16 protein-coding genes and 3 pseudogenes are annotated in these 19,457 nt (G+C 37.0%); 4 read left to right on the plus strand and 15 right to left on the minus strand.

Going from position 1 to position 19,457, the window contains the following annotated elements:
• Nucleotides 1-112: 112 nt before the first annotated feature.
• From I6L50_RS22825 to I6L50_RS22835, 4 genes and pseudogenes are all read right to left on the minus strand, one after another.
• Nucleotides 113-1,480, minus strand: coding sequence for a sensor histidine kinase (locus tag I6L50_RS22825; RefSeq protein ID WP_219303206.1), 1,368 nt, complete (start codon nt 1,478-1,480; stop codon nt 113-115).
• Nucleotides 1,477-2,151, minus strand: coding sequence for a response regulator transcription factor (locus I6L50_RS22830; protein ID WP_001142154.1), 675 nt, complete (start codon nt 2,149-2,151; stop codon nt 1,477-1,479). The genes I6L50_RS22825 and I6L50_RS22830 overlap by 4 nt, the downstream gene beginning before the upstream one ends.
• A 386-nt stretch (nt 2,152-2,537) precedes the next feature.
• Nucleotides 2,538-2,781 (minus strand): annotated as a pseudogene (locus I6L50_RS35015) (GNAT family N-acetyltransferase); the annotation flags it as partial.
• 147 nt (nt 2,782-2,928) lie between these two features.
• Entirely contained in the window at nt 2,929-3,816 is an 888-nt protein-coding gene (locus I6L50_RS22835) for a LysR substrate-binding domain-containing protein (RefSeq protein WP_219303207.1), read from the minus strand.
• A 142-nt stretch (nt 3,817-3,958) separates the two neighbouring features.
• On the opposite strand from I6L50_RS22835, the gene I6L50_RS22840 reads away from it, so the two are divergent.
• Nucleotides 3,959-4,717 (plus strand): NAD-dependent epimerase/dehydratase family protein, encoded by a 759-nt coding sequence (locus tag I6L50_RS22840; RefSeq protein WP_002014092.1) that lies wholly within the window; start codon nt 3,959-3,961, stop codon nt 4,715-4,717.
• Nucleotides 4,718-5,766: 1,049 nt separating this feature from the next.
• On the opposite strand, the gene I6L50_RS22845 is transcribed toward I6L50_RS22840, so the two are convergent.
• The 3 genes from I6L50_RS22845 to I6L50_RS22855 form a co-directional block, all read right to left on the minus strand.
• Nucleotides 5,767-6,705: an alpha/beta hydrolase gene (locus I6L50_RS22845; protein WP_219303208.1), complete on the minus strand. Its 939-nt coding sequence runs from the start codon at nt 6,703-6,705 to the stop codon at nt 5,767-5,769.
• 51 nt (nt 6,706-6,756) lie between these two features.
• Entirely contained in the window at nt 6,757-7,830 is a 1,074-nt protein-coding gene (locus tag I6L50_RS22850) for an LLM class flavin-dependent oxidoreductase (RefSeq protein ID WP_219303209.1), read from the minus strand.
• 98 nt (nt 7,831-7,928) lie between these two features.
• Complete coding sequence (locus I6L50_RS22855; RefSeq protein ID WP_219303210.1) at nt 7,929-9,188, minus strand: MFS transporter; 1,260 nt, start codon at nt 9,186-9,188, stop codon at nt 7,929-7,931.
• Between the two features lie 276 nt (nt 9,189-9,464).
• Between I6L50_RS22855 and I6L50_RS22860 the strand changes: the two genes are divergently transcribed.
• A complete protein-coding gene (locus tag I6L50_RS22860; RefSeq protein ID WP_219303211.1) occupies nt 9,465-10,046 on the plus strand; it encodes a TetR/AcrR family transcriptional regulator in 582 nt (193 codons plus the stop codon).
• Between the two features lie 352 nt (nt 10,047-10,398).
• On the opposite strand, the gene I6L50_RS22865 is transcribed toward I6L50_RS22860, so the two are convergent.
• The 3 genes and pseudogenes from I6L50_RS22865 to aceA form a co-directional block, all read right to left on the minus strand.
• Nucleotides 10,399-10,557, minus strand: coding sequence for a hypothetical protein (locus tag I6L50_RS22865; RefSeq protein WP_002137521.1), 159 nt, complete (start codon nt 10,555-10,557; stop codon nt 10,399-10,401).
• 607 nt (nt 10,558-11,164) lie between these two features.
• Nucleotides 11,165-11,443, minus strand: a pseudogene (locus I6L50_RS22870) (hypothetical protein); the annotation flags it as partial.
• A 625-nt stretch (nt 11,444-12,068) separates the two neighbouring features.
• Nucleotides 12,069-13,349 carry an isocitrate lyase gene (gene aceA, locus I6L50_RS22875; RefSeq protein ID WP_219303212.1) on the minus strand — a complete coding sequence of 427 codons (1,281 nt, stop codon included), beginning with the start codon at nt 13,347-13,349 and terminating at the stop codon, nt 12,069-12,071.
• Nucleotides 13,350-13,930: 581 nt separating this feature from the next.
• Here aceA and I6L50_RS22880 point away from each other — a divergent pair.
• The gene (locus I6L50_RS22880) at nt 13,931-14,155 is read left to right on the plus strand and encodes a hypothetical protein (protein ID WP_219303213.1); all 225 of its coding nucleotides are present in this window, start codon (nt 13,931-13,933) and stop codon (nt 14,153-14,155) included.
• Between the two features lie 93 nt (nt 14,156-14,248).
• Here the strand turns inward: I6L50_RS22880 and I6L50_RS22885 are convergent, their stop codons facing one another.
• From I6L50_RS22885 to I6L50_RS22895, 3 genes are all read right to left on the minus strand, one after another.
• The gene (locus I6L50_RS22885; protein WP_002128363.1) at nt 14,249-14,506 is read right to left on the minus strand and encodes a DUF3963 domain-containing protein; all 258 of its coding nucleotides are present in this window, start codon (nt 14,504-14,506) and stop codon (nt 14,249-14,251) included.
• A gap of 166 nt (nt 14,507-14,672) precedes the next feature.
• Entirely contained in the window at nt 14,673-15,182 is a 510-nt protein-coding gene (locus I6L50_RS22890; RefSeq protein WP_219303742.1) for a phage tail protein, read from the minus strand.
• Nucleotides 15,169-15,648, minus strand: a complete 480-nt coding sequence (locus I6L50_RS22895) for a GyrI-like domain-containing protein (protein WP_016091906.1) — start codon at nt 15,646-15,648, stop codon at nt 15,169-15,171. Before I6L50_RS22895 ends, I6L50_RS22890 begins: the two co-directional genes overlap by 14 nt.
• Nucleotides 15,649-15,758: 110 nt before the next feature.
• Here I6L50_RS22895 and I6L50_RS22900 point away from each other — a divergent pair, with 110 nt between their 5' ends.
• Complete coding sequence (locus I6L50_RS22900; protein WP_063217440.1) at nt 15,759-16,721, plus strand: helix-turn-helix transcriptional regulator; 963 nt, start codon at nt 15,759-15,761, stop codon at nt 16,719-16,721.
• 291 nt (nt 16,722-17,012) lie between these two features.
• Here the strand turns inward: I6L50_RS22900 and I6L50_RS22905 are convergent, their stop codons facing one another.
• A complete protein-coding gene (locus I6L50_RS22905) occupies nt 17,013-18,332 on the minus strand; it encodes an aromatic amino acid transport family protein (protein WP_215589996.1) in 1,320 nt (439 codons plus the stop codon).
• A 908-nt stretch (nt 18,333-19,240) separates the two neighbouring features.
• A pseudogene (locus I6L50_RS35705) lies at nt 19,241-19,436 on the minus strand (PRK06770 family protein); the annotation flags it as partial.
• Between the last annotated feature and the right edge of the window lie 21 nt (nt 19,437-19,457).

Raw genomic sequence — 19,457 nt, forward strand, 5'->3', positions numbered from 1 at the left:
GATGTACTCACCATGACGACAATATGAACTGAATATGAACTGCCAAAAAAATGCTACGGCTCTATATACAAGTAAGCTTGCATATGAGTCGTAGCATAGAGAATGAATCTAACTAATCTGTTGGTGTAGTGATTGGCAATGTGACAATGAAGGTCGTTCCTTGACCAGGTTCACTTTTCACTCGGATGTCACCTTGATGAAGCGACACGATCTGTTTAACGATAGCGAGTCCCATACCACTTCCGTCATACTTACGACTGTGGGAACGATCGGCCTTAAAAAAACGCTCGAATATACGCTTCTGGTCGTCAAGGTGAATACCAATACCAGTGTCGGATATTAGGATTGTGACGTTTTTGATATCTTGTTTGATGCTTACGTTAATCACGCCGGTATCCTCGGAAAATTTGATGCTATTTCTGAGGATATTCGTCCATACCTGATTTAACAGGTCATGATCAGCCGTTACTTTAACTGTCTGTAAATCAAGCTCGAAATGTATATCGTGAGCAGACCATTGTGGCTGGAGCGCCACAATTATCCGTCGGATTTGTTCATCGAGGCTGAGCGTGACGAGCCGCAGTTGCTTTGACTGCGATTCAAGAAAACTCAGCTTTAACAGGTTATCGCTCATTTTGGACATCCTTTTCGCTTCAGCGATGATAATATCAAGATAACGGCTTCGTTCGTATTCTGAAAGGTCAACTTGCTTAAGCACTAGAGCATAACCGGATATCGAAGTGAGCGGAGACTGAATCTCGTGCGACACGTTCGTTACGAATTCCCTGCGCATCCGCTCAAGTTGCTGCAGATCGTGCATCATTTCTTCGAAGCTGCGAGCCAAAGTACCCAGCTCACTCGTTTGCTTAATATTCAACTTGACGTTGAAATCTCCAGATGCTATCCGCTTGGTCGCTTTTGTCAGCTTTTTTATCGGTCTTACCAGGAATACAGAGGCAACTAGAATCAATAAGCTTCCTGCAATCAACGAACATGTTGCAAAGACCAATGCCCACTTTGTGACAAAAGAGGCTGAAGGAGGGGCGAGCGCTTCCAAAAATATCGCTTTCGTTCCCATTTCCGTTTTCAACGGCAACCCTAAGAGGACCGTGGCAATACCATTAGGAGTGTCCTGAACAACACCTCCATCTAATACTTTCTTTAGTTGCTCCATCGTCACAGGCGCAGGTTTGTGTCCGTGAAGTTTACCGTAAGACTTGAACTGACCCGTTGCTTCGTAAATTCGAATATAATAAGAATCGAGCTGCTTCATTTCACTTACGAACAAGTCCGCTTCACGTAACGGAAAGGTCTTGTAAATCCGGACGATGTCTTGGCCAAAGTTACGTGAGTTGATTTGAGCGTTTTCGTTCAATTTATCTTCGAATATCCAAGTTGACACAAAAAAAGAAATGATCGTGCCCCCGATGATGGAGACTAAAAATGTCAGGACAACACGTATATATAAGGATCTGATCATTCATAAACCTCAAGCCGATACCCAAGCCCGCGCACCGTTTCGATCCGAAAATCGGGTGTTGTCGCGAACCGTTCACGCAGCCGTTTAATATGTACGTCTACCGTTCGATCATCTCCGGCGTAATCGATACCCCAAATCTGATCGATCAACTGCACGCGCGTATAGACTTGTCCGGGTGTTCCAGCGAGCTTATACAGCAATTCGAACTCCTTTAGCGGCAACGTAAGCGACTCCGTCCCTTTCATCACCTTATAGGTCTGTCGATCAAGGATGACGTTCCCTAAATGGATCGTCTGCGTGGAGCCAATCTTGTATCGTTTGAGTAGTGCCCTAACACGAACCGTCAACTCTAACGGATCGAATGGTTTGGTTAAATAATCGTCCGTCCCAAGTTCGAAACCTTTCACTTTCTCCCATGTTTCTCCTCTCGCGGTCAGCATAAGTAAAGGTAGATCAGGATTGGCTCTTCGGAGCTCCTTGCTTAACGTCCAACCATCCATAATCGGCATCATAATGTCAAGTACGACAAGATCGACATTCGTTGAGATGTAGACGGCCAGTGCTTCCTTGCCGTCCGCTGCTTCAGCTGTTGCGAATCCGTCGTTGCGTAGAAATAAACAGACGAGTTCGCGAATGTTCGCATCGTCGTCAGCAACTAGTATAGTAGGCATCGGTTCCCTCTTTTCCCTGTTTTCCACCGCATTATTTCAAGCAATTATTATACTATAAATTAACACGTATGTTGATTAACCAAAGTAATACAGTTTCTTGATTTATCGACCTGTAGAATTCAAGTGTTTCTTTCAAACTAATTTGCCACTCAATTGACAAGGCTTCACAAAGAAACAGGCGTGTGAAACCTGCAAATGACAAGCGTTTATTTTTTCTTTTGGCCTTGTGCACGAAGAAATTTCAACAAAGCATCGGCAATTATAGCTGTGAATAACTGATTGAACAACGCATTGGATGTTGTGCCAAACAATACGGAAACGTTCAAATTCAGCTAAATCCAGCGGAAAAATGATTCAATTGTCCAGCGCTATTTGTACATGGCGGCGATTCCTTCGGACAGATAGATTGGTAGAACGCATATTCCCCAAACTACTCCAGTAATTACACCATCTGAAATAACACGCCCCATACCCACTAATTATTTTTCATCAAATGCGTATGGCGTATCAACTTTGATTGCACATTCGTTCCAAATCATTACTTGTTAATTTAAGTGAATTCCACCATAAAGATTCATATAGGTTTAGTAATTAGTCAAAGTTATTAGGGTATTCTGTCGTATAATTTATATATTACCATATAATTACCTCCTGATTTTTTTATATTATAGTTCTACATCAACACATAATATATAACTTTTTCTCATTGCTTATTGAACTAATCTGCTCCATTCAAGAAGAACCATATCAGTTTAAATAACTCAGATTTTGGCAAAATTAAATTGATTCAAATGATACCCACCTTTTAGTAATCTCAGAAAATTTCTTAGTCGCGAGTGAGGTTGGTTTTCTTATAGCTAATCCAATAGTTCGATAGCTATCACTTTCAAGTGGAATGGCTGCAAAAGAAATTTTTGATGTCGGTATAATCATTTCTGGCAATATACTAATCCCTAGATTATTCTCCACCATGGAGATCACTGAGTATTCATTCATATTTTCGAATCGAATATTTGGGCTAACTTTATTCTCCCTAAATATTTTTTGAATATCATCATAACACTGATATGTTGGCATAATAAAAGGTACATTTTCTATTTGTTGCATTGATACTTGGTTTTCCTTACATAATGGGGATTGGTTAGATACAACACATAAAAGTCGATCCCTCTTCAATTGTACGATTTCAAAGGATTTTTCAAATGATCCAAAGTAAGTATCATTATTAATAAATCCACAATCTAATCTCCCGTTTTGTAACCAAGTCTCAACCTCAGCATAGTTTCCTTCCAGTAATTCGATTTCAATATTTGGAAACTTTTCCTCCATTTTTTTAAGAATACCAGGAATCCAGTTTTTAGAAATACTCGAAAAAACCCCCACTCTTACTGTTCCTTTTTGGAACCCATTGATAGCGGCTACTTCCTGCTTCAGCATGTTGTTATAGTATAAAATTTTCCGAACGGTAATTAAAAGCTCCTCTGCATTTTTGGTCAATGTTAAAGTAGAGTGATTACGAATAAATAAAGGAAAGGAAAACTCTTTTTCCAAACTGCTAATTGCATGACTTACAGCAGATTGGGTGAAACCTAACACTTCTGCAGCTTTTGTAAAACTATTGAGTTCTGCCACTTTGTTAAATATTTCATATTTTGTTAAAGTCACTATGGTCCTCCTCATGAATTTTATTCATGTCTCCATTATATTTCTTCGTTTTATTTAATGCCATTACCAACATACAATAAGTGCATGCTCTATTATATGACCCTTGACAAGGGATGTATTTTTTATGGAAGGATGAAGTGAAATGCAAAAAATTTTAGTTACAGGTGCTGCAGGTAAGATTGGCCAAGATGTTACAAGATTCCTAGATAAGCAAGGGAATTACCAGTTACGGCTAGCAGATATTAACTTATCTGCTTTAGAAACTTTTAAAGATACAAATCATGAAATCATATATTTAGATGTTTCTGATTTAGCTGCTTGTCAAGAATTTACGAAAGGTATAGATATAGTTATACACTTGGCAGGTAATCCTTCGCCAAATGCTGATTTTTATGGCTCCTTATTAGAAAATCATATAAAGGGAACCTATAATATTTTTAGAGCTGCTAGTGATAATAATGTATCCAAAGTGATAGTTGCTTCCAGTGCTCAAACAATTGAAGGCTATCCTTTGGATTATCAACCACATGCTTATTCACCCACGAGACCCAAAAATATGTACGGGGTAAGTAAGTGTTTTGCAGAGGCTGTTGCTTCTTATTTTGCTTATGAAGAAGGGTTACAAAGTCTTGCTATTCGTATAGGTGCATATGATGATTATAATCCATATGGTAAACCACTAACAGCTAGAGATATGAGTGCATACTTAAGCCCAGAAGATTTTATGGACCTTCTCTTAAAGTCGATGACGGCAAAGAACTTACCTCCATTTTCAATTTTACATGGTGTATCTAACAACAGGTTTAAACGAATTGATATTGAAGGAACAAGAAAGTTAGTTGGTTATAGCCCAAGTTCTGATGCTTTTGTACTAAGTGGTATTAAATTCTTTGATTCTTGATAAAGGCATATCTAGAAAAGATATTATATTATTGTTATTTAGCTTTTATTTGTTCTATTTTCAATAGCTATAGTTTCCGTAATCATAATATTCCCATTCCCTCAGATAGAGAACACTATTCTTCTGTCTCATTTGTGGAACAACTCTATTGTCACCACTAGTTCCACAGATGTTCTTTTCCTTTTCAACATAATGGGGTAGCACCATCAAAACGCGAATTTCGTACGCTAAGCAAAATTTCATAAGAAAAAGCCGATTTCCGGTACTCTAAGAGAATAATTGGCTTTTTACTGTTAAGTTGTTTGTAGTGATTGTAGGGAGTCTAATGATGCAATTTCTTTTATACTAAATCGGTATTTTCCTAGAATATTAATGTGTTCCCATTCTAATGGAGAAATATATTTCAATAATTCTTCATTAACATGGGAATCAAATAACTCAACTTTCGCACCTATAAAATAAGCGGGGAGATTTAGCTATATTGAATTAAGAGTCTATCAATTGTGTACTGTACAACTTGAGTAAAATGAAAAACACCTCGATCCTTGGTATAGTGAGATTACCTAGAAATCACTACCACAGAAGAGGTGCCTTAACTACAATAGCTCAAAATAACCAATATCATCAACTACCAAAAGAACTTAATTCTATTTTTTCCGAGCTTGAAATGAATATCCAGCTAAGGATGCAGTCTATCGCTTCTTATAAACGGTGCCAATGTTCAATTGGCGCCCTTTCCTGCTGCTGTTTAGTATGAATGCGATTAAAAAAGTAACTCGACTTACGAAAAAAACCGCTCCAAAGTGTTGATTGTGCTTATCATCGTAACCGCAGTAAAAAAGTTGAATTGCTAGCACACTATTTTGAAACCTTGGTTAACTATTCCAACTTTGAAGTATTTCCTGTTATTAATCAATGAGTACGGGGCAAAATTTAAAGTATATGGTGGCACTATTTGTACTTCTTTCTGTAATCTCTACTCATCGAATAAATTTAGAGCTATCACTCATGCCTTCAGTTGAATACCCCGATGACTGAACTAAGATAAGTTATGGATGAAGCGCCCGTGCCATCGCATCAAAATAATTCTGACTGGCACGCTGACTCACTTCGGCTTCAGGCACAAGTACTTCAAAGCAATGGAAGCAGCCGGGGTAGAGATGAAATTCAACATCTACTCCTGCTTGTGCAAGTCGTGTTACATATTCAATAATTTCATCTCGGAATAAATCGAGTTGACCTACACATGTATAAGTTGGCGGTAGTCCGGCTAAGTTTTCTGCTCTCGAAGGTACGGCATAGGGAGATGGTTCGTTAGTATCGTTCTTCTTTCCCAAGTACATATTCCAAGCCGTTAAATTGTTTGATCTATTCCATGTTGCATTGTCTTCTATAATCTCATAGCTTGATGGTGTTATGTTGTGGCTATCAAGCATCGGATACAGCGGCATCTGAAAAATAATAGATGGACCTCCTTTATCACGAGCCATTAACGCAAGCGCTGCTGTTAGTCCACCGCCTCCACTTGCACCGGCGATCGCAACTCGATTCACATCAATTCCAAGCGAGTCTGCCTCATTTGTCATCCAAACCAAGCATGCATAACAATCTTCAATAGCCGCTGGATAAGGATGTTCGGGCGCAAGTCGATAATCGACAGACACAACAACGCATTCAGCAGTCTGAACAAAGCGTTCACACAAAACATCGTCCATATCAGGGTGGCCCATTACGTATCCACCACCGTGAATCCACAGCATAGCTGGAAGTTTATCAAGATTTTTCTCAACGGGTTCGTAAATTTTAACTAACATCTCGCCGGCTGCGCCAGGAATCATTCGCTTGGTCATGTTTACAAGCTCTGATTTTTCCAAATGTGGATTCGACAGGAGACTTCGACTCGCCTCTAAATCCCCCTCTAATTGAAAGCCTGGAAATTGTGAGAAAGCCTGTTTTAATTCTGGTAATACTCGACTGTCAATTTTCATATAAATTCCTCCAGTTAAATAATGAAACTTGATGTAATCCTTATGGAATAATTAACGGAATAGATGTGTCTCCTGTTCTCCTTCAGCTTCCCATTTGGCAATTTCCTCTCTTACACGAGGAGCAACTTCTGTTCCAAGCAATTCTATGGCACGCATGACTTGATCATGTGGCATGGTACTTAATGGCACATACATCATAAAGCGTGTAATCCCTACATGCTTACGAAGATGAATGATTTTTTCGGCGACTGTATCTGGATCACCAACATACAACGCCCCTTCAAAACTTCGTGCAGCATCAAAGCTGGAACGATCATAATAAGGCCACCCCCGCTCTTTACCAAGTTTATTCATGCCTGCCTGAGTGGAAGGGAAAAATGTATCTGCTGCCAATTCCGTATTCTCTCCAACAAATCCAATTGAATGAGATCCCACCTGAAGCTTTGATACATCATGACCAGCGTGAGCCGCTGCTTTCTTATATAGCTGTACGATTCGTGCAAAGTGCATTGGGCTACCACCAATAATCGCCAGCATAAGTGGTAATCCCAGAAAACCGGCACGGATAGCAGATTCCTGATTCCCACCGCTACCAACCCATATCGGTAAAGGATCTTGAACAGGTCTTGGATATACACCTAAATTATTGATTGCTGGTCTATGTCCGCCTTCCCAAGTCACTTTTTCGGACTGACGTATTTTGAGCAGTAGGTCCAAATGTTCTTCAAACAGTTCTTCATAGTCTTTCAAGTTATAGCCAAACAATGGAAAAGATTCGATAAAGGAGCCACGACCCGCCATAATCTCTGCGCGTCCATTTGAAATGCCATCCAGTGTAGAAAAATCCTGAAAAACGCGCACAGGATCAGCTGAAGAAAGCACGGTTACTGCACTCGCGAGCCGTATCTTTTTCGTTTGTGGTGCCGCCGCTGATAGAACCATCGCTGGAGAGGATGCGGCATAATCCTTCCTATGATGCTCACCAACACCAAACACATCAAGTCCTACTTGATCAGCAAGAACGATTTCTTCAACAACTTCACGTAATCGCTGTGCGTGACTTATCACTTCACCACTATGAACATCTGGTTTCGTTTCTACAAAAGACGTAATACCTATTTCCATTTGTTATCTCTCCTAGTCCAATTAGATTTAAGTCAAAAAATTAATCATTTCCTTTATGGTAGTAACGTGTTTCTCATATTGGCTAACACACGTTTATTTCATAAAATCTTAACTGGTCTGGTCATAGCCCAAAAAAGAAGAGCTAAAGCACTGACAGAGGCTCCGAGTAAGGAAACCCCTCCCCAGCCAAAGTGTACGTATATTTGAGTCGACGTAATTGACCCACCAGCACTGCCGATAGAATAAAACACCATATATCCAGCAGTAAGTCGACTCCGTGCTTCTGTATGCAATGGAAGGATCATGGTTTGATTTGTGACATGTATTGCTTGTACGGCCAAATCAAGTAAAACTATCCCTATCACTAATGCGATTAATGACTGCTCTATATAGCTGATGAACAACCATGAAATCAATAATAGAGCTAAAGCAATGCCTGTCGTTCGTTGTCCGTAACCTTGATCGGCCAATTTTCCTGCCCGTGCCGCAGCCAAGGCTCCAGCCACACCTACAAGACCGAATGCGCCAATTGCACTATGAGATAGAGCAATTGGCGGTGTACTAAGTGGCAGTACTAGTGAAGTCCACAAAATGCTGAAATCAGCAAAAATCAGCATGGCTAGAACGGAGCGAACGCGTAACGTTCGTTCTTGAATAAACAAAGCAAGCACCGATCTAATCAACTGAGGGTAGGATAGCGATTTTACCTCGCGTTCAACATTGGGCAACATCTTTATAAACATAAAAACCATCAAAAGCATGAGTGCTGCAGAAAATAGATATACAGAACGCCATCCCGCAACATCTGTTAATATACCAGCAAAAGTACGTGCGAGAAGTATGCCAATAACTATCCCACTTGTTACAATGCCAACGACACGTCCTCTTTCTGTAGGGGAAGCGATGGTCGCTGCAAACGCCACGAGAGTCTGTGTCACAACTGCAAGCAGACCCACCAAAGCCATACCTGCGAAAAGTACCATGCTGGAAGAAGCAGTACCAACTATAACCAGAGCTGTTGTAGATAATAGCATCTGACCGACAATTAGACGTCGCTGGTTTAGCAAATCTCCAAGCGGTACGAGTAGTAGTAAGCCCAATCCATAAAAAATTTGTGTAATGGTAATAACAACACCAATAATGGAATGGTTAATACTAAACTCATTAGATAGTTGATCAAGCAACGGCTGTGCAAAGTAAATATTGGCAACAGACATTCCACAGGCAGTCGCAAACAATAATGCCAAAGCGTGAGACATGGATGGCTGTTGATTCAAATTAGGTTTTGTTACGGAAGATTTATGACTTATCTTAGTGTAGAGTGGATCATCTTCTATATTTGTCTCTGTTTTGCACATACCTTAACCTCCAATCACATTAGATTTTTTAACCATAACATACCGTTCAGTACAATATGATTACTGGTAAATATAACTTAGCCTTATTCATGATGTCAACGATTTTTTGCACTAAAGTTAATATTTCATTAAATGAATGGAGCTTGATTTGACAGGAAGAATGGCTAATTATATAATAATTACATACTGTTTGGTAATAAAAACAACAATTGTAATTACCTACACACCTATCCTAAAACAATTAATAAAATCAAAGTTTGAGGAGGAGAATTCTTAATGGCAAGAACCCGTGAATTTGATGAGGATCAAGTTTTAGATGCAGCAATGCAGTTATTTTGGGAGAAGGGATATGAGGCTACCTCATTAAGTGATCTTACTTCTAGAATGGGCATTCAACGCCCTAGTATTTATTCGACTTTTGGAGATAAGAAAGAATTGTTTGAAGCCGCACTTCGCAGGTATACAATGTCTCGGGCCTCTGATATACGAAATAGGCTTCAAAGTCACTCCTCTGTAAAAGAGGCATTTTCTATTTTCTTTGCCGATGTCGTCAATGAAGAATACGCAGGGGATCTTAGTAAAGGTTGTTTTTGTATCAATACAATGGTTGAACTAGCACCTCATGATGAGAGATTTGAAATTTTGACCAGAGAACATCAAATGTACCTCGCCGTCATTTTTCAGGAGACGATCGAACGAGGAATCCAATCAGGTGAGCTGGAAGCCAACACAGATGCAAAGTCTTTGGCACAGGCACTGATTGTATCGTTAATCGGTCTAACGGTTATGATGAAATCTCGCCCCCAACGTTCATTTATCGACAATGTAATAGCAGCGACGCTCACATTACTTAAGTGACATAATTGTATTTAAAAGTACGAAAACCATACCTTTATAGGGGTAACGTCAAATCTCCATCAAGCTAAAATTTTATAGTACCCCCAGAACGAAATTTTGTGCTAACTTGTAACAAAAATGCTCATTTTTTCATTTCGGGGTAATTCTGAATTTTTAAGTTGATGGGTATGGGGGAGCACCACATGCCCATCAACTCAAAATCTCATACCACCTCCAGAACGAAAATTTTATGCATGTTGCTCGTATTTATTGTTTGGGGATAAATCGTTCTTTAAGCTTGATGGCGATTTGGTGCTATCCCTAAAACATCTGGAATGTAATAGCCAACTAAAAAATGCAAACAAAAAGACCTTTAATCAGTCGTTTTGTTTGCATTTCCTTTTTCTAAAACTACAGAAAAGATAAGTACTATAGTTAACACCATAATAAACCCTACTTCACTTCCATCACTTACAAAAAATGAATACAAAGTATAAATTAAAATTAATATTCCATAAATAACTTTGTGCAATGAACTCCCCCCCTTTTTGCCGTATATATTTTAGTGTAAAAATTTAATTCAAGCCCTATATTAAAATGAAAATAAAAAGCACCTGTGATATACACAAAGTGCTTTTCTCTTGTCAATTTATCTATTTTCACTATATTTATCTATTTTCTTTTTATAACTCAAATTTCTTCGAATCGTACTTTTCTAGAGTTTGTTACAATTCATTTTGTTCATATGGAATATGTTTATCTGTCTGTACATCTTCAACATTTTCTCCACATGTCAATAATCTCCTATACTTAAAAGAGTGCCCTGTTAATACTGTTGTAATCATTTTGTATTGCCCTCCTTTTGTTTGATTACTTGTATCATAAAACAAGTATCTGAAGTTGATATGTAGCTTATCTAGAGTGTATGTAAATTTAAAAAATCTCTAATAAAATGTTTATGTTGTAACGTTACCATCAAAACTAGTGCTTCAAACACCCTGATTTGAAGAGACAGTAACCCATATTCTAGCTTGAATTCCTCCTACAGTTCTATATTGAGTAAAACCAGTTGATCCCTATAATATAAAAAGAGCACCACTTTTTGGATGCTCTTCGTTATAACTATATATTATTTAATTTCCTTCTTTTGTTGGTACCATTTTTCCTTCTTGAGAACCTGTACCTTCTGTTCTTTCAACAGTTTTTGCATCTCCTTTAGGAGTTGCTGGCACTGCATCTTTAGGTACATCAAAGTTTTGTGAGAAAGACGTTGTTCCATCTGCACTCCGTGTAATTACTTGATTTGAACTATCTTCATTTGATTTTAAATTGTCCATTTTCGCATCATCTGCACCTACTGCCCCCCCCGCTACCAATCCTGTACTTAAAAGTGCTCCTGCTAATAATGTTTTAATCATTTTTCATTACCTCCTTGTTTTGTTTGGAACTACATTTAGCATAAGACAAGAATCTATAGTTGATATGGACTGTATCTGGAGATTATGTAAAGAAAAATAGATGATCAGTTGTATATCCTAATGGGTGCTTAGGCAAGATTGAAACTTAATATGAGTTTGATAATTGAGTTACCCTTCGTTTTTGGGTGTAAGGTTTTTGGCTGGGGTGAAGTGAGGAGCTAACCTTTTCTAATTTGAAACATTTACAACTAAATTTGCAATAAATTTCTCAATATAGATATACTTGTTATTTATAGTTTCAAAATTTAAAAATAAAGCGTGATAAAAATATGATGATTATTCCTTATGTTTACTCCTTGTACTAAAGATAAGATTGAATTCTCCGATCTTATCTTTTTTGTTTGTAGAAATTTAATGCAAAAAAACAGAATCCTTATAATAAGGATTCTGTAACAAGAAATGACAGATATATAGCAATAAAAAGAGTTACTTATATTATAATTTAAAAATGCAACAAACACATTGAGAAAATTCGAAATAAATAGAATGTTATATATATGTGTTTCTCATGCAATTTTTGTTCAAAATGCCAATGTTATTTAAGACTTTCTCCACAATAACTGAATTAATTATCTTTAAACTGCAATTCTTCCGTAGAACCTTTCAGCGCTGTCGTAGATGAAGTTCCACCCGTAATCACTTGTGCTACTTCGTCAAAGTAACCTGTTCCGACTTCTCGTTGATGACGCATAGCAAAATAACCATGCTCTTCTGCTGCAAATTCGGCCTGTTGTAATTCAGAATACGCTGCCATACCACGCTCTTTATAGCCGCGTGCTAATTCGAACATACTGTGGTTTAACGAATGGAATCCTGCAAGTGTTACAAATTGGAGTTTGTAACCATATGATGCCAGTTCTTTTTGAAAGTTTTCAATTGTTTTTTGATCTAATTTTTGTTTCCAATTAAACGACGGTGAACAGTTATATGCGAGTAACTTTCCTGGGTATCTCTTATGAATTGCTTCTGCAAAACGCTTCGCATCTTCTAAATTTGGTTCAGACGTTTCACACCAAATAAGATCTGCGTACGGTGCATATGCTAGGCCACGTGCAATTGCTTGATTGAGCCCCGCTTTTGTACGATAAAAACCTTCCGTTGTTCTTTCTCCTGTAATAAATTCTTGATCAATTGGATCAATGTCGCTCGTAATTAAATCTGCTGCATCTGCATCTGTTCTTGCCACGATTACTGTCGGCACGCCCATAACATCCGCAGCTAAACGAGCAGAAATTAAATTACGTACCGCCGTTTGTGTCGGTAATAATACTTTTCCACCTAAATGTCCGCATTTCTTTTCTGAAGACAACTGATCTTCAAAATGTACACCTGCTGCACCTGCTTCAATCATTCCTTTCATTAATTCAAATACGTTTAATTGCCCACCAAAACCAGCTTCTGCATCTGCAACAATTGGTACGAAATAATCTATATCACTGCCACCTTCCATATGCTGAATTTGATCAGCACGTTGCAACGTTTGATTGATTCTTTTTACAACAGCGGGCACACTATTCACTGGATATAAACTTTGGTCTGGATACATATGTCCAGATAAATTGGCATCAGCAGCTACTTGCCAACCACTTACACAAATTGCTTTTAAACCTGCTTTCACTTGCTGCATTGCTTGATTTCCTGTTAATGCACCAAGCGCATTGATGTAGTCTTCTATATGAAGCGATTGCCAAAGTTTCTCTGCACCGTGGCGTGCTAGTGTATGCTCAATATCGATAGATCCTCGAAGACGAATAACATCTTCGGCACAATACGGGCGTTTTACCCCTTTCCAACGTTTATCTAACTCCCAATTTTCTTGTAATTGTTGAATCCTTTCGTTTTTCATTTCTTCCATCTCCTCGTATGTTATTTTTCAGTTATTCTTTCGAGTAACTATTGCACTAATTATTTTCTTGGCCGCCTGAGTATATTCCTGGATAATGAAGATAAGAATCAACGCTTTCTTTTATTTGTTCTTGGAAGAAAGATGCTAATATTTATTTTCCTGTTGAACAAATCCTATTTCTCTAGCTAATTTATCCAAGATATGTGATGACATATGTCGGGGGAATTTCTCAGTAAACAATTGTAGTTCATTTTTTCATTTTTGGGGAACAATGAGTTTCTTAACTTGATGGCAATGTGGCGGGACCACATGGCTATCAACCTAAAATTTTATAGTATCCCCAAAACGAGAAAATTGGCATCTCCAGATGAAAATATACATTTTTTGTTTTTAGGATACTAGTTTCATTAGCTTGATGGGCATATTGGTGAAACCCCGAAATGGACATTTTGGTAGGCAATTCTTCTTCTCTTAAAATAACCTTAAATATATTATAGATTTAAGAATATCAGAAAAATAAATGGTATAATTTCCTAAAACATCCTGAATAAAGTTGATTTTAGAAAAGGAGTAGAGAGGAAATGTTTCAGAAGCTCAAATTTTATTTACTCAGTCTTGTAATTAGTTCAATGTTAGGTGGGATTATCATAGGTGCTAATTTCTTGGTCCATAACATCTACTATTTAGTTGTAGGTAAAGAATTTCATTTTAATATGTGGTCTTCCATTATTATATTTAGTATCGTATTTATTTCGGGTTTCTCGTATATGTTGAAAAAGGGTCCAGGTATACTTGTTAATGATTAAACCAATAGTACTTATCTTAGGCGCTACCATGATCTGGTTGGCGTCTTGTTTGTTGTTAAGGAAAGATAACAAAATCCCCTTAGTCACAAGGCTTTAAAAGTAACCTATCCATAGTGATATTAAAGTTACTACTAACAAGGCAAGAAGAAATGTGATATTTCGAATCCACTTTTGTATATCATCAAAATAACGTTCTATAAATGCAACGTTGATATAAAACATGAGAAATACAACAAAGAAGGTAAAGTTACCAAATTTATCATTCAATTTTTCATTAGTAAATGTGCTTACATGAAGGAATAGTAAAGCAAAAGTTACTAAGAATAACTCAAATAGCCTTTTTTTGCTCACGCCACCACCACCCTACAGTAATTTCCTTTCGTTTTATTTTATCTGAACGTAGTGTGTAGCAGACTATGAATATTATACTTATGTAAAAAAAGGCTAACAATTCAAGATTGTTAGCCTTAATCGCGCCTTTTAAAAGAATAACTCAATACAACAAATGACTGGTTCTTCAACTTGCAATATATTCTCCTTTAATTACAAAAAACGAACCTCGAATTGTTCCAGCAAGTTTAGACTTCTGTCTAGCAAACTTAAACTTCTCTACTAACTCCGTTGGTATCTCCATTCCCTCAGAAAGCTTAAATCCAACGGCCCGCTTCTTTGGATTATCCAACGTATACATGACGTTGACTGCAAGACCATCCTCATAGAAGACATAGGCAAATTTAATATTTTCCACTTGAAAACACGATGTTTCTAAAGGTTTTGCCGCAAACTCAATATTACGTTCTTCTTTCAAAATGCGGTTCACATAATCAAGAGTCTTCTCGCTTTCACTAGCTTGTACAACCGTAAATTCATGCTTGTATTTATTCATAAAGTAACGTGCTTCATGGGCACGTAAACCAGCAAGTGCTTCCGCTACAGGTGAAGACTCCATGCCAGCTGTAGTTACGTTTTTAAAATCAACTATATTGGACAATTCCATCTCTCCTTTTAACACTTTACTTCCTAACAACTGGAATCCATATTTCACCAAATACTAAGCCGTTTCGCTGCCCCATCTCAACTGTTGTATTTGGCCCACCAACATAGGCAAAATCTTTTACTTCTGCTAATGCTTGACCAAATGCAATACCAGTAAGCTTATTACTTAGCTCCTCAGCTGTATTGCCTTCCCCTTTAACTACTAGGTATTCTCCCCTCGGAAACTGGATAACTCTAGATTCTTCTTGTATCGTTGCCTCTGTCATGACACCAGCGTAATACATCATCTTGTTATTCACCGCTTCACTCACAGAAAAAATGTAATCATTTGTAGCTAAAGCTTTTAAAGTGTCCAACCTTCCATCTTGTTCGACGGCCAGCCAAAAGTCTGCCTTTTCCTTGTTTATGCCCGCAAAGTCTGTATAGTGGCTCTTAAGTTCAGTTCCAATACCTAACACGATAAAGCTATCTTTTTCTTCTATTGTATAATTTTTCATATTTAAAACCTTCCTCACTTTTAAATTAATCAAACGATTTATCTTTTCACTTGATGAGTTTATAATATCTTTAAATCATGTCAAAAAATGATACTGTTTAGGAGACCACCATGAAAAAAGTTGAACGGATTAATACGATCATGCGCTATATTAACAACCGCTCCCACTTTACAATTTCTGAAATCATACGAGAATTTAACATCTCACGATCGACAGCAATTAGAGACATTAGAGAAATTGAAGCCATGGGGATGCCGCTCGTCGCTGAAGTTGGAAGGGATGGGGGATATTTTGTCATGCATAACTCTATCCTGCCCGTTGTTCGCTTTACTGATAATGAGGTCAAAGCTCTTTTTATTGCCTTTATGGCCACAAGAAATCAACAACTTCCCTATCTAAAGAGTCGTCAGTCTTTAGCCGAAAAACTACTAGGACTCATCTCAGAAATCCAGCAAGATGACCTTGTTCTTTTAAATCAAATCTTGCTTTTTGAAGGGACTAACCCCCATAATCCCGACCTACTTGAGCTTTCTGACCTCCCCCATCCTATGTTAGAAAAACTCATCCAAATCCTTCTTTTGGATAGCCATTTATTGATTACCGTAAAAGAAGAGGAGGAATTCAAGTCTTATCCAATTTATCTACTACACCTTTATCAAGAAAAAAGCCATTGGATAATTGAAGGCTTTGACATAAAAGAAGAAAAAAAGAAGATGTTTCTTGTCGATCATCTCATTAATGCCGAACCCTATACGACGAAAAAGAGATTAAGTAAGAAAAAGATTTTAGAAAAACTAAGTAAGAAGGACGAAGCACTCAACCTTGTACTTGAACTTGGTCCAAAAGCGATTGCCCAGTTCAAAAAATACCATCCTTTAAAAATTTCTATTTCCTATACAAATCCTTACCAATCCACAGCCATTCTAAAAACTTTTATCAATGTTAACAATCCCGATGAATTAACAGAAATAACGAATTGGATACTTTTCCTAGGTAAAGATATCAAAATTAGGGAAGTTCCTGAAGAAGTGTTAGAAGGTTTAAAAGAGAGATTATGTTTATACTGCCCATAAGCAGTGGCCAGTTAAACCCAAAATAATATTGAGTTTGACTAGATGCCAGTTACCTCTATTTAAATACCTAGTAAAAACATTTTATCCGCTACCTACTTTAAACGCTTTTCTAAGAATAACGCCAACACAAAAAAAGACATGAACTAATCTTTGTTCATGTCTTTTTATATTAGAGTTTAACCCTCATAAAACAGCTTGTTTAAAATTCGAATATGGACTTATCTTATCCATAATCTCTTTCATTCTTTTTTCATATCCCACTATTTTAGCACTTGAACTAACAATAGCGAATTAGAATAATGACTTAATACTTGCTAGGACAGTAAGTATACCTACAACAATAACAAATACATTGCTCATTTTCCCTTTGTATTTAGCTAGTACTGGTACTTTACTAATCGCATACATCGGTAATAGACATAAGATAGCAGCAACTAATGGACCGCTTAGAGAATCAATAATTCCAAGAATACTTGGATTTGTATAAGCGACAAACCAGCATGTTAATACAACAAAAGTAAGGATCATTGTCTTAATTGTTTTTTCTTCAATAACTTTTCCACGTGTTTTACCGAACTTCATAATCACGTCACGCATTACCTCAAATGCTCCTATATAATGGCCAAGGAAAGACTTTGTAATAGCCACAAAAGCAATGATTGGAGCTGCAATAGTGATTACAGGCGAATTAAGCTCATTAGCAAGATATGAAAGGATTGATAAGTTTTGCTCTTTTGCCATTTTTAAATCCTCTGGAGTCAAACTCAGTGTACTACTCCAAACGAAGAACATAACTACAACGAATGTCATGATATAACAAACTTTTTGTATTTGTGCACATTTAGCATCAGTAGCTTCTATTCCATACGTAGCCTTCTGTTTCACAACAAATGATGAAATCATAGGTGAATGATTAAATGAGAATACGATGATTGGTAAAATCATTAATATCGTTCCAAAATATCCTGTTCCTGTTGAAGCAGTAGAAACACTTGAAAAGCTAAGCATTGACGTATTCCACTGTGGAATTAAAGATATTGCGATGAAAAGTAGAGAAGCTATGAAAGGATATACGAGCATACTCATGATTTTCACAGTAATATCTTGACCAAAATTTAGTATAGCAATAAGGCCGAGCACTAATACAAGAGATAAAATGGCCCTTGGAGGCTCCGGCATGTGCAATTGATGCACGATAAAACTACTTGCGGTATTTGTAAGCGCAACCGAATACATCAATACGATTGTATAAATTGAGCCGAAATATACGATGTTAAAAATGATACTTGCCTTATTTCCGAAATACTCTCTTATTGTGCCTGTAATCCCCTCATCAGCAGAATTAGAAGTGTAAATCATTTTAGCAAGTGCCCTATGTGAGTAATACATAACTGGATATGCAAGCAATGTAATTAGTAGTAATGATAATAAACCACCTGAACCTGCATTAATCGGTAAAAAGAGCACCCCTGCTCCAATTGCTGTTCCAAAAAGGCTCAATGCCCAGGTAGTATCTTGTTTATGCCACTTTTTAGGATCTAGATATTTCTCATTTTTCACTGCATTATTTTCAGCTTGAAATTCTATTTTTTTTGCAGTATTCCCATTCATATAATAAATCCCCCTTGTATCCTATTTTTACGTCTCTTTTTAAGCTTAAGAATATAGACCATTCTTAAAAAATGAACCGCTTACTTGATGCACCATATTGTAAACGATTCCACCTAAAGCTGTCTCTCTTAATGTGCGAGGCATTTATCCTCCAACCCTTTACTTACCATTGATGATATTGTTTACACCAGCTAATACGATATCCGCTGCTGCTAAACTATTTTGAAGAAATCCCCCTTCTGGTCACACACCTTTCTGTAATTACTCGTTTCAGTCTGTCCAATTTTAAAATGTTTGATATTTTCTTCGTAGGTAATCGGTTACCTCTCGACGCCCTCATTATAACGTTTATATTTGCGAGTCTAATATTTTTTTATTTTTAGAAAGACAGAATAAACAGAATTATGAATAGATAATAAATTACAATTGGTATGTAGCAATTGTGTCTATTTTTTGAAGCTGTATTAGTTAATAGAAAAATAAACATAATACAGAGTTCCTTTCGTTAACACATTGATTATATTAGGAACTCGTTATAAAGATACTTATATTTCCCTTTGCTTTCACATCTTATCTTTGACATGAAGCTGTTGTAATAAATAATACACATTGATGTAAAGGAATAAATTTAGAAAACATAAAATTATTCCCATGAATTTTTATTACATATAGCGAATCAATATTCATTTTTCAGAAAAGAAGAACTTTTACAAAGGAGCCTACGCACCTTATGTAATGGTTATCATGTTGAGCCTGTTAAAAGAATTACACCATAAGTTTCCATTTACTATATGTAATATTTATTAAGTGTAGTTTTTTCTAAATATGCATAATTACATGTTTAGAAAAAGAGAGTATACTTTCGAATTGTGTAGTAAAGATATAGCCCACCTACGGAAATAGGTGGGCTTTTCATGTATAAAAATTGCATTTATTATATGGCAATTAGAATTGAGGTCAAAATATTATCTCTTCCCTTTTAACTCTCTCAGTCTGCTTTTTCTCAACGTCTGAGCCTACTTACGTACCAACTGCATAACCAGTAAGAATACTAACAATTATAGCATTAACTAAGATTGATGTGATTTTAATCCACTTTTCCAAACATATATATTATTTCAGAAG

Origin of the sequence: Bacillus sp. FDAARGOS_1420 (assembly GCF_019344915.1) — a bacterium.
Classification (GTDB): Bacteria; Bacillota; Bacilli; order Bacillales; family Bacillaceae_G; genus Bacillus_A; species Bacillus_A mycoides.

Excerpts from the sequence above, each read along its gene's own strand:
- I6L50_RS22840 (WP_002014092.1), top strand. The coding sequence starts at position 3,959 with ATGCAAAAAATTTTAGTTACAGGTGCTGCAGGTAAGATTGGCCAAGAT.
- I6L50_RS22850 (WP_219303209.1), bottom strand. The coding sequence starts at position 7,830 with ATGGAAATAGGTATTACGTCTTTTGTAGAAACGAAACCAGATGTTCAT.
- I6L50_RS22905 (WP_215589996.1), bottom strand. The coding sequence starts at position 18,332 with ATGAATGGGAATACTGCAAAAAAAATAGAATTTCAAGCTGAAAATAAT.
- I6L50_RS22855 (WP_219303210.1), bottom strand. The coding sequence starts at position 9,188 with ATGTGCAAAACAGAGACAAATATAGAAGATGATCCACTCTACACTAAG.
- aceA (WP_219303212.1), bottom strand. The coding sequence starts at position 13,349 with ATGAAAAACGAAAGGATTCAACAATTACAAGAAAATTGGGAGTTAGAT.
- I6L50_RS22845 (WP_219303208.1), bottom strand. The coding sequence starts at position 6,705 with ATGAAAATTGACAGTCGAGTATTACCAGAATTAAAACAGGCTTTCTCA.
- I6L50_RS22830 (WP_001142154.1), bottom strand. The coding sequence starts at position 2,151 with ATGCCTACTATACTAGTTGCTGACGACGATGCGAACATTCGCGAACTC.
- I6L50_RS22880 (WP_219303213.1), top strand. The coding sequence starts at position 13,931 with ATGTTTCAGAAGCTCAAATTTTATTTACTCAGTCTTGTAATTAGTTCA.
- I6L50_RS22860 (WP_219303211.1), top strand. The coding sequence starts at position 9,465 with ATGGCAAGAACCCGTGAATTTGATGAGGATCAAGTTTTAGATGCAGCA.
- I6L50_RS22825 (WP_219303206.1), bottom strand. The coding sequence starts at position 1,480 with ATGATCAGATCCTTATATATACGTGTTGTCCTGACATTTTTAGTCTCC.
- I6L50_RS22900 (WP_063217440.1), top strand. The coding sequence starts at position 15,759 with ATGAAAAAAGTTGAACGGATTAATACGATCATGCGCTATATTAACAAC.
- I6L50_RS22895 (WP_016091906.1), bottom strand. The coding sequence starts at position 15,648 with ATGAAAAATTATACAATAGAAGAAAAAGATAGCTTTATCGTGTTAGGT.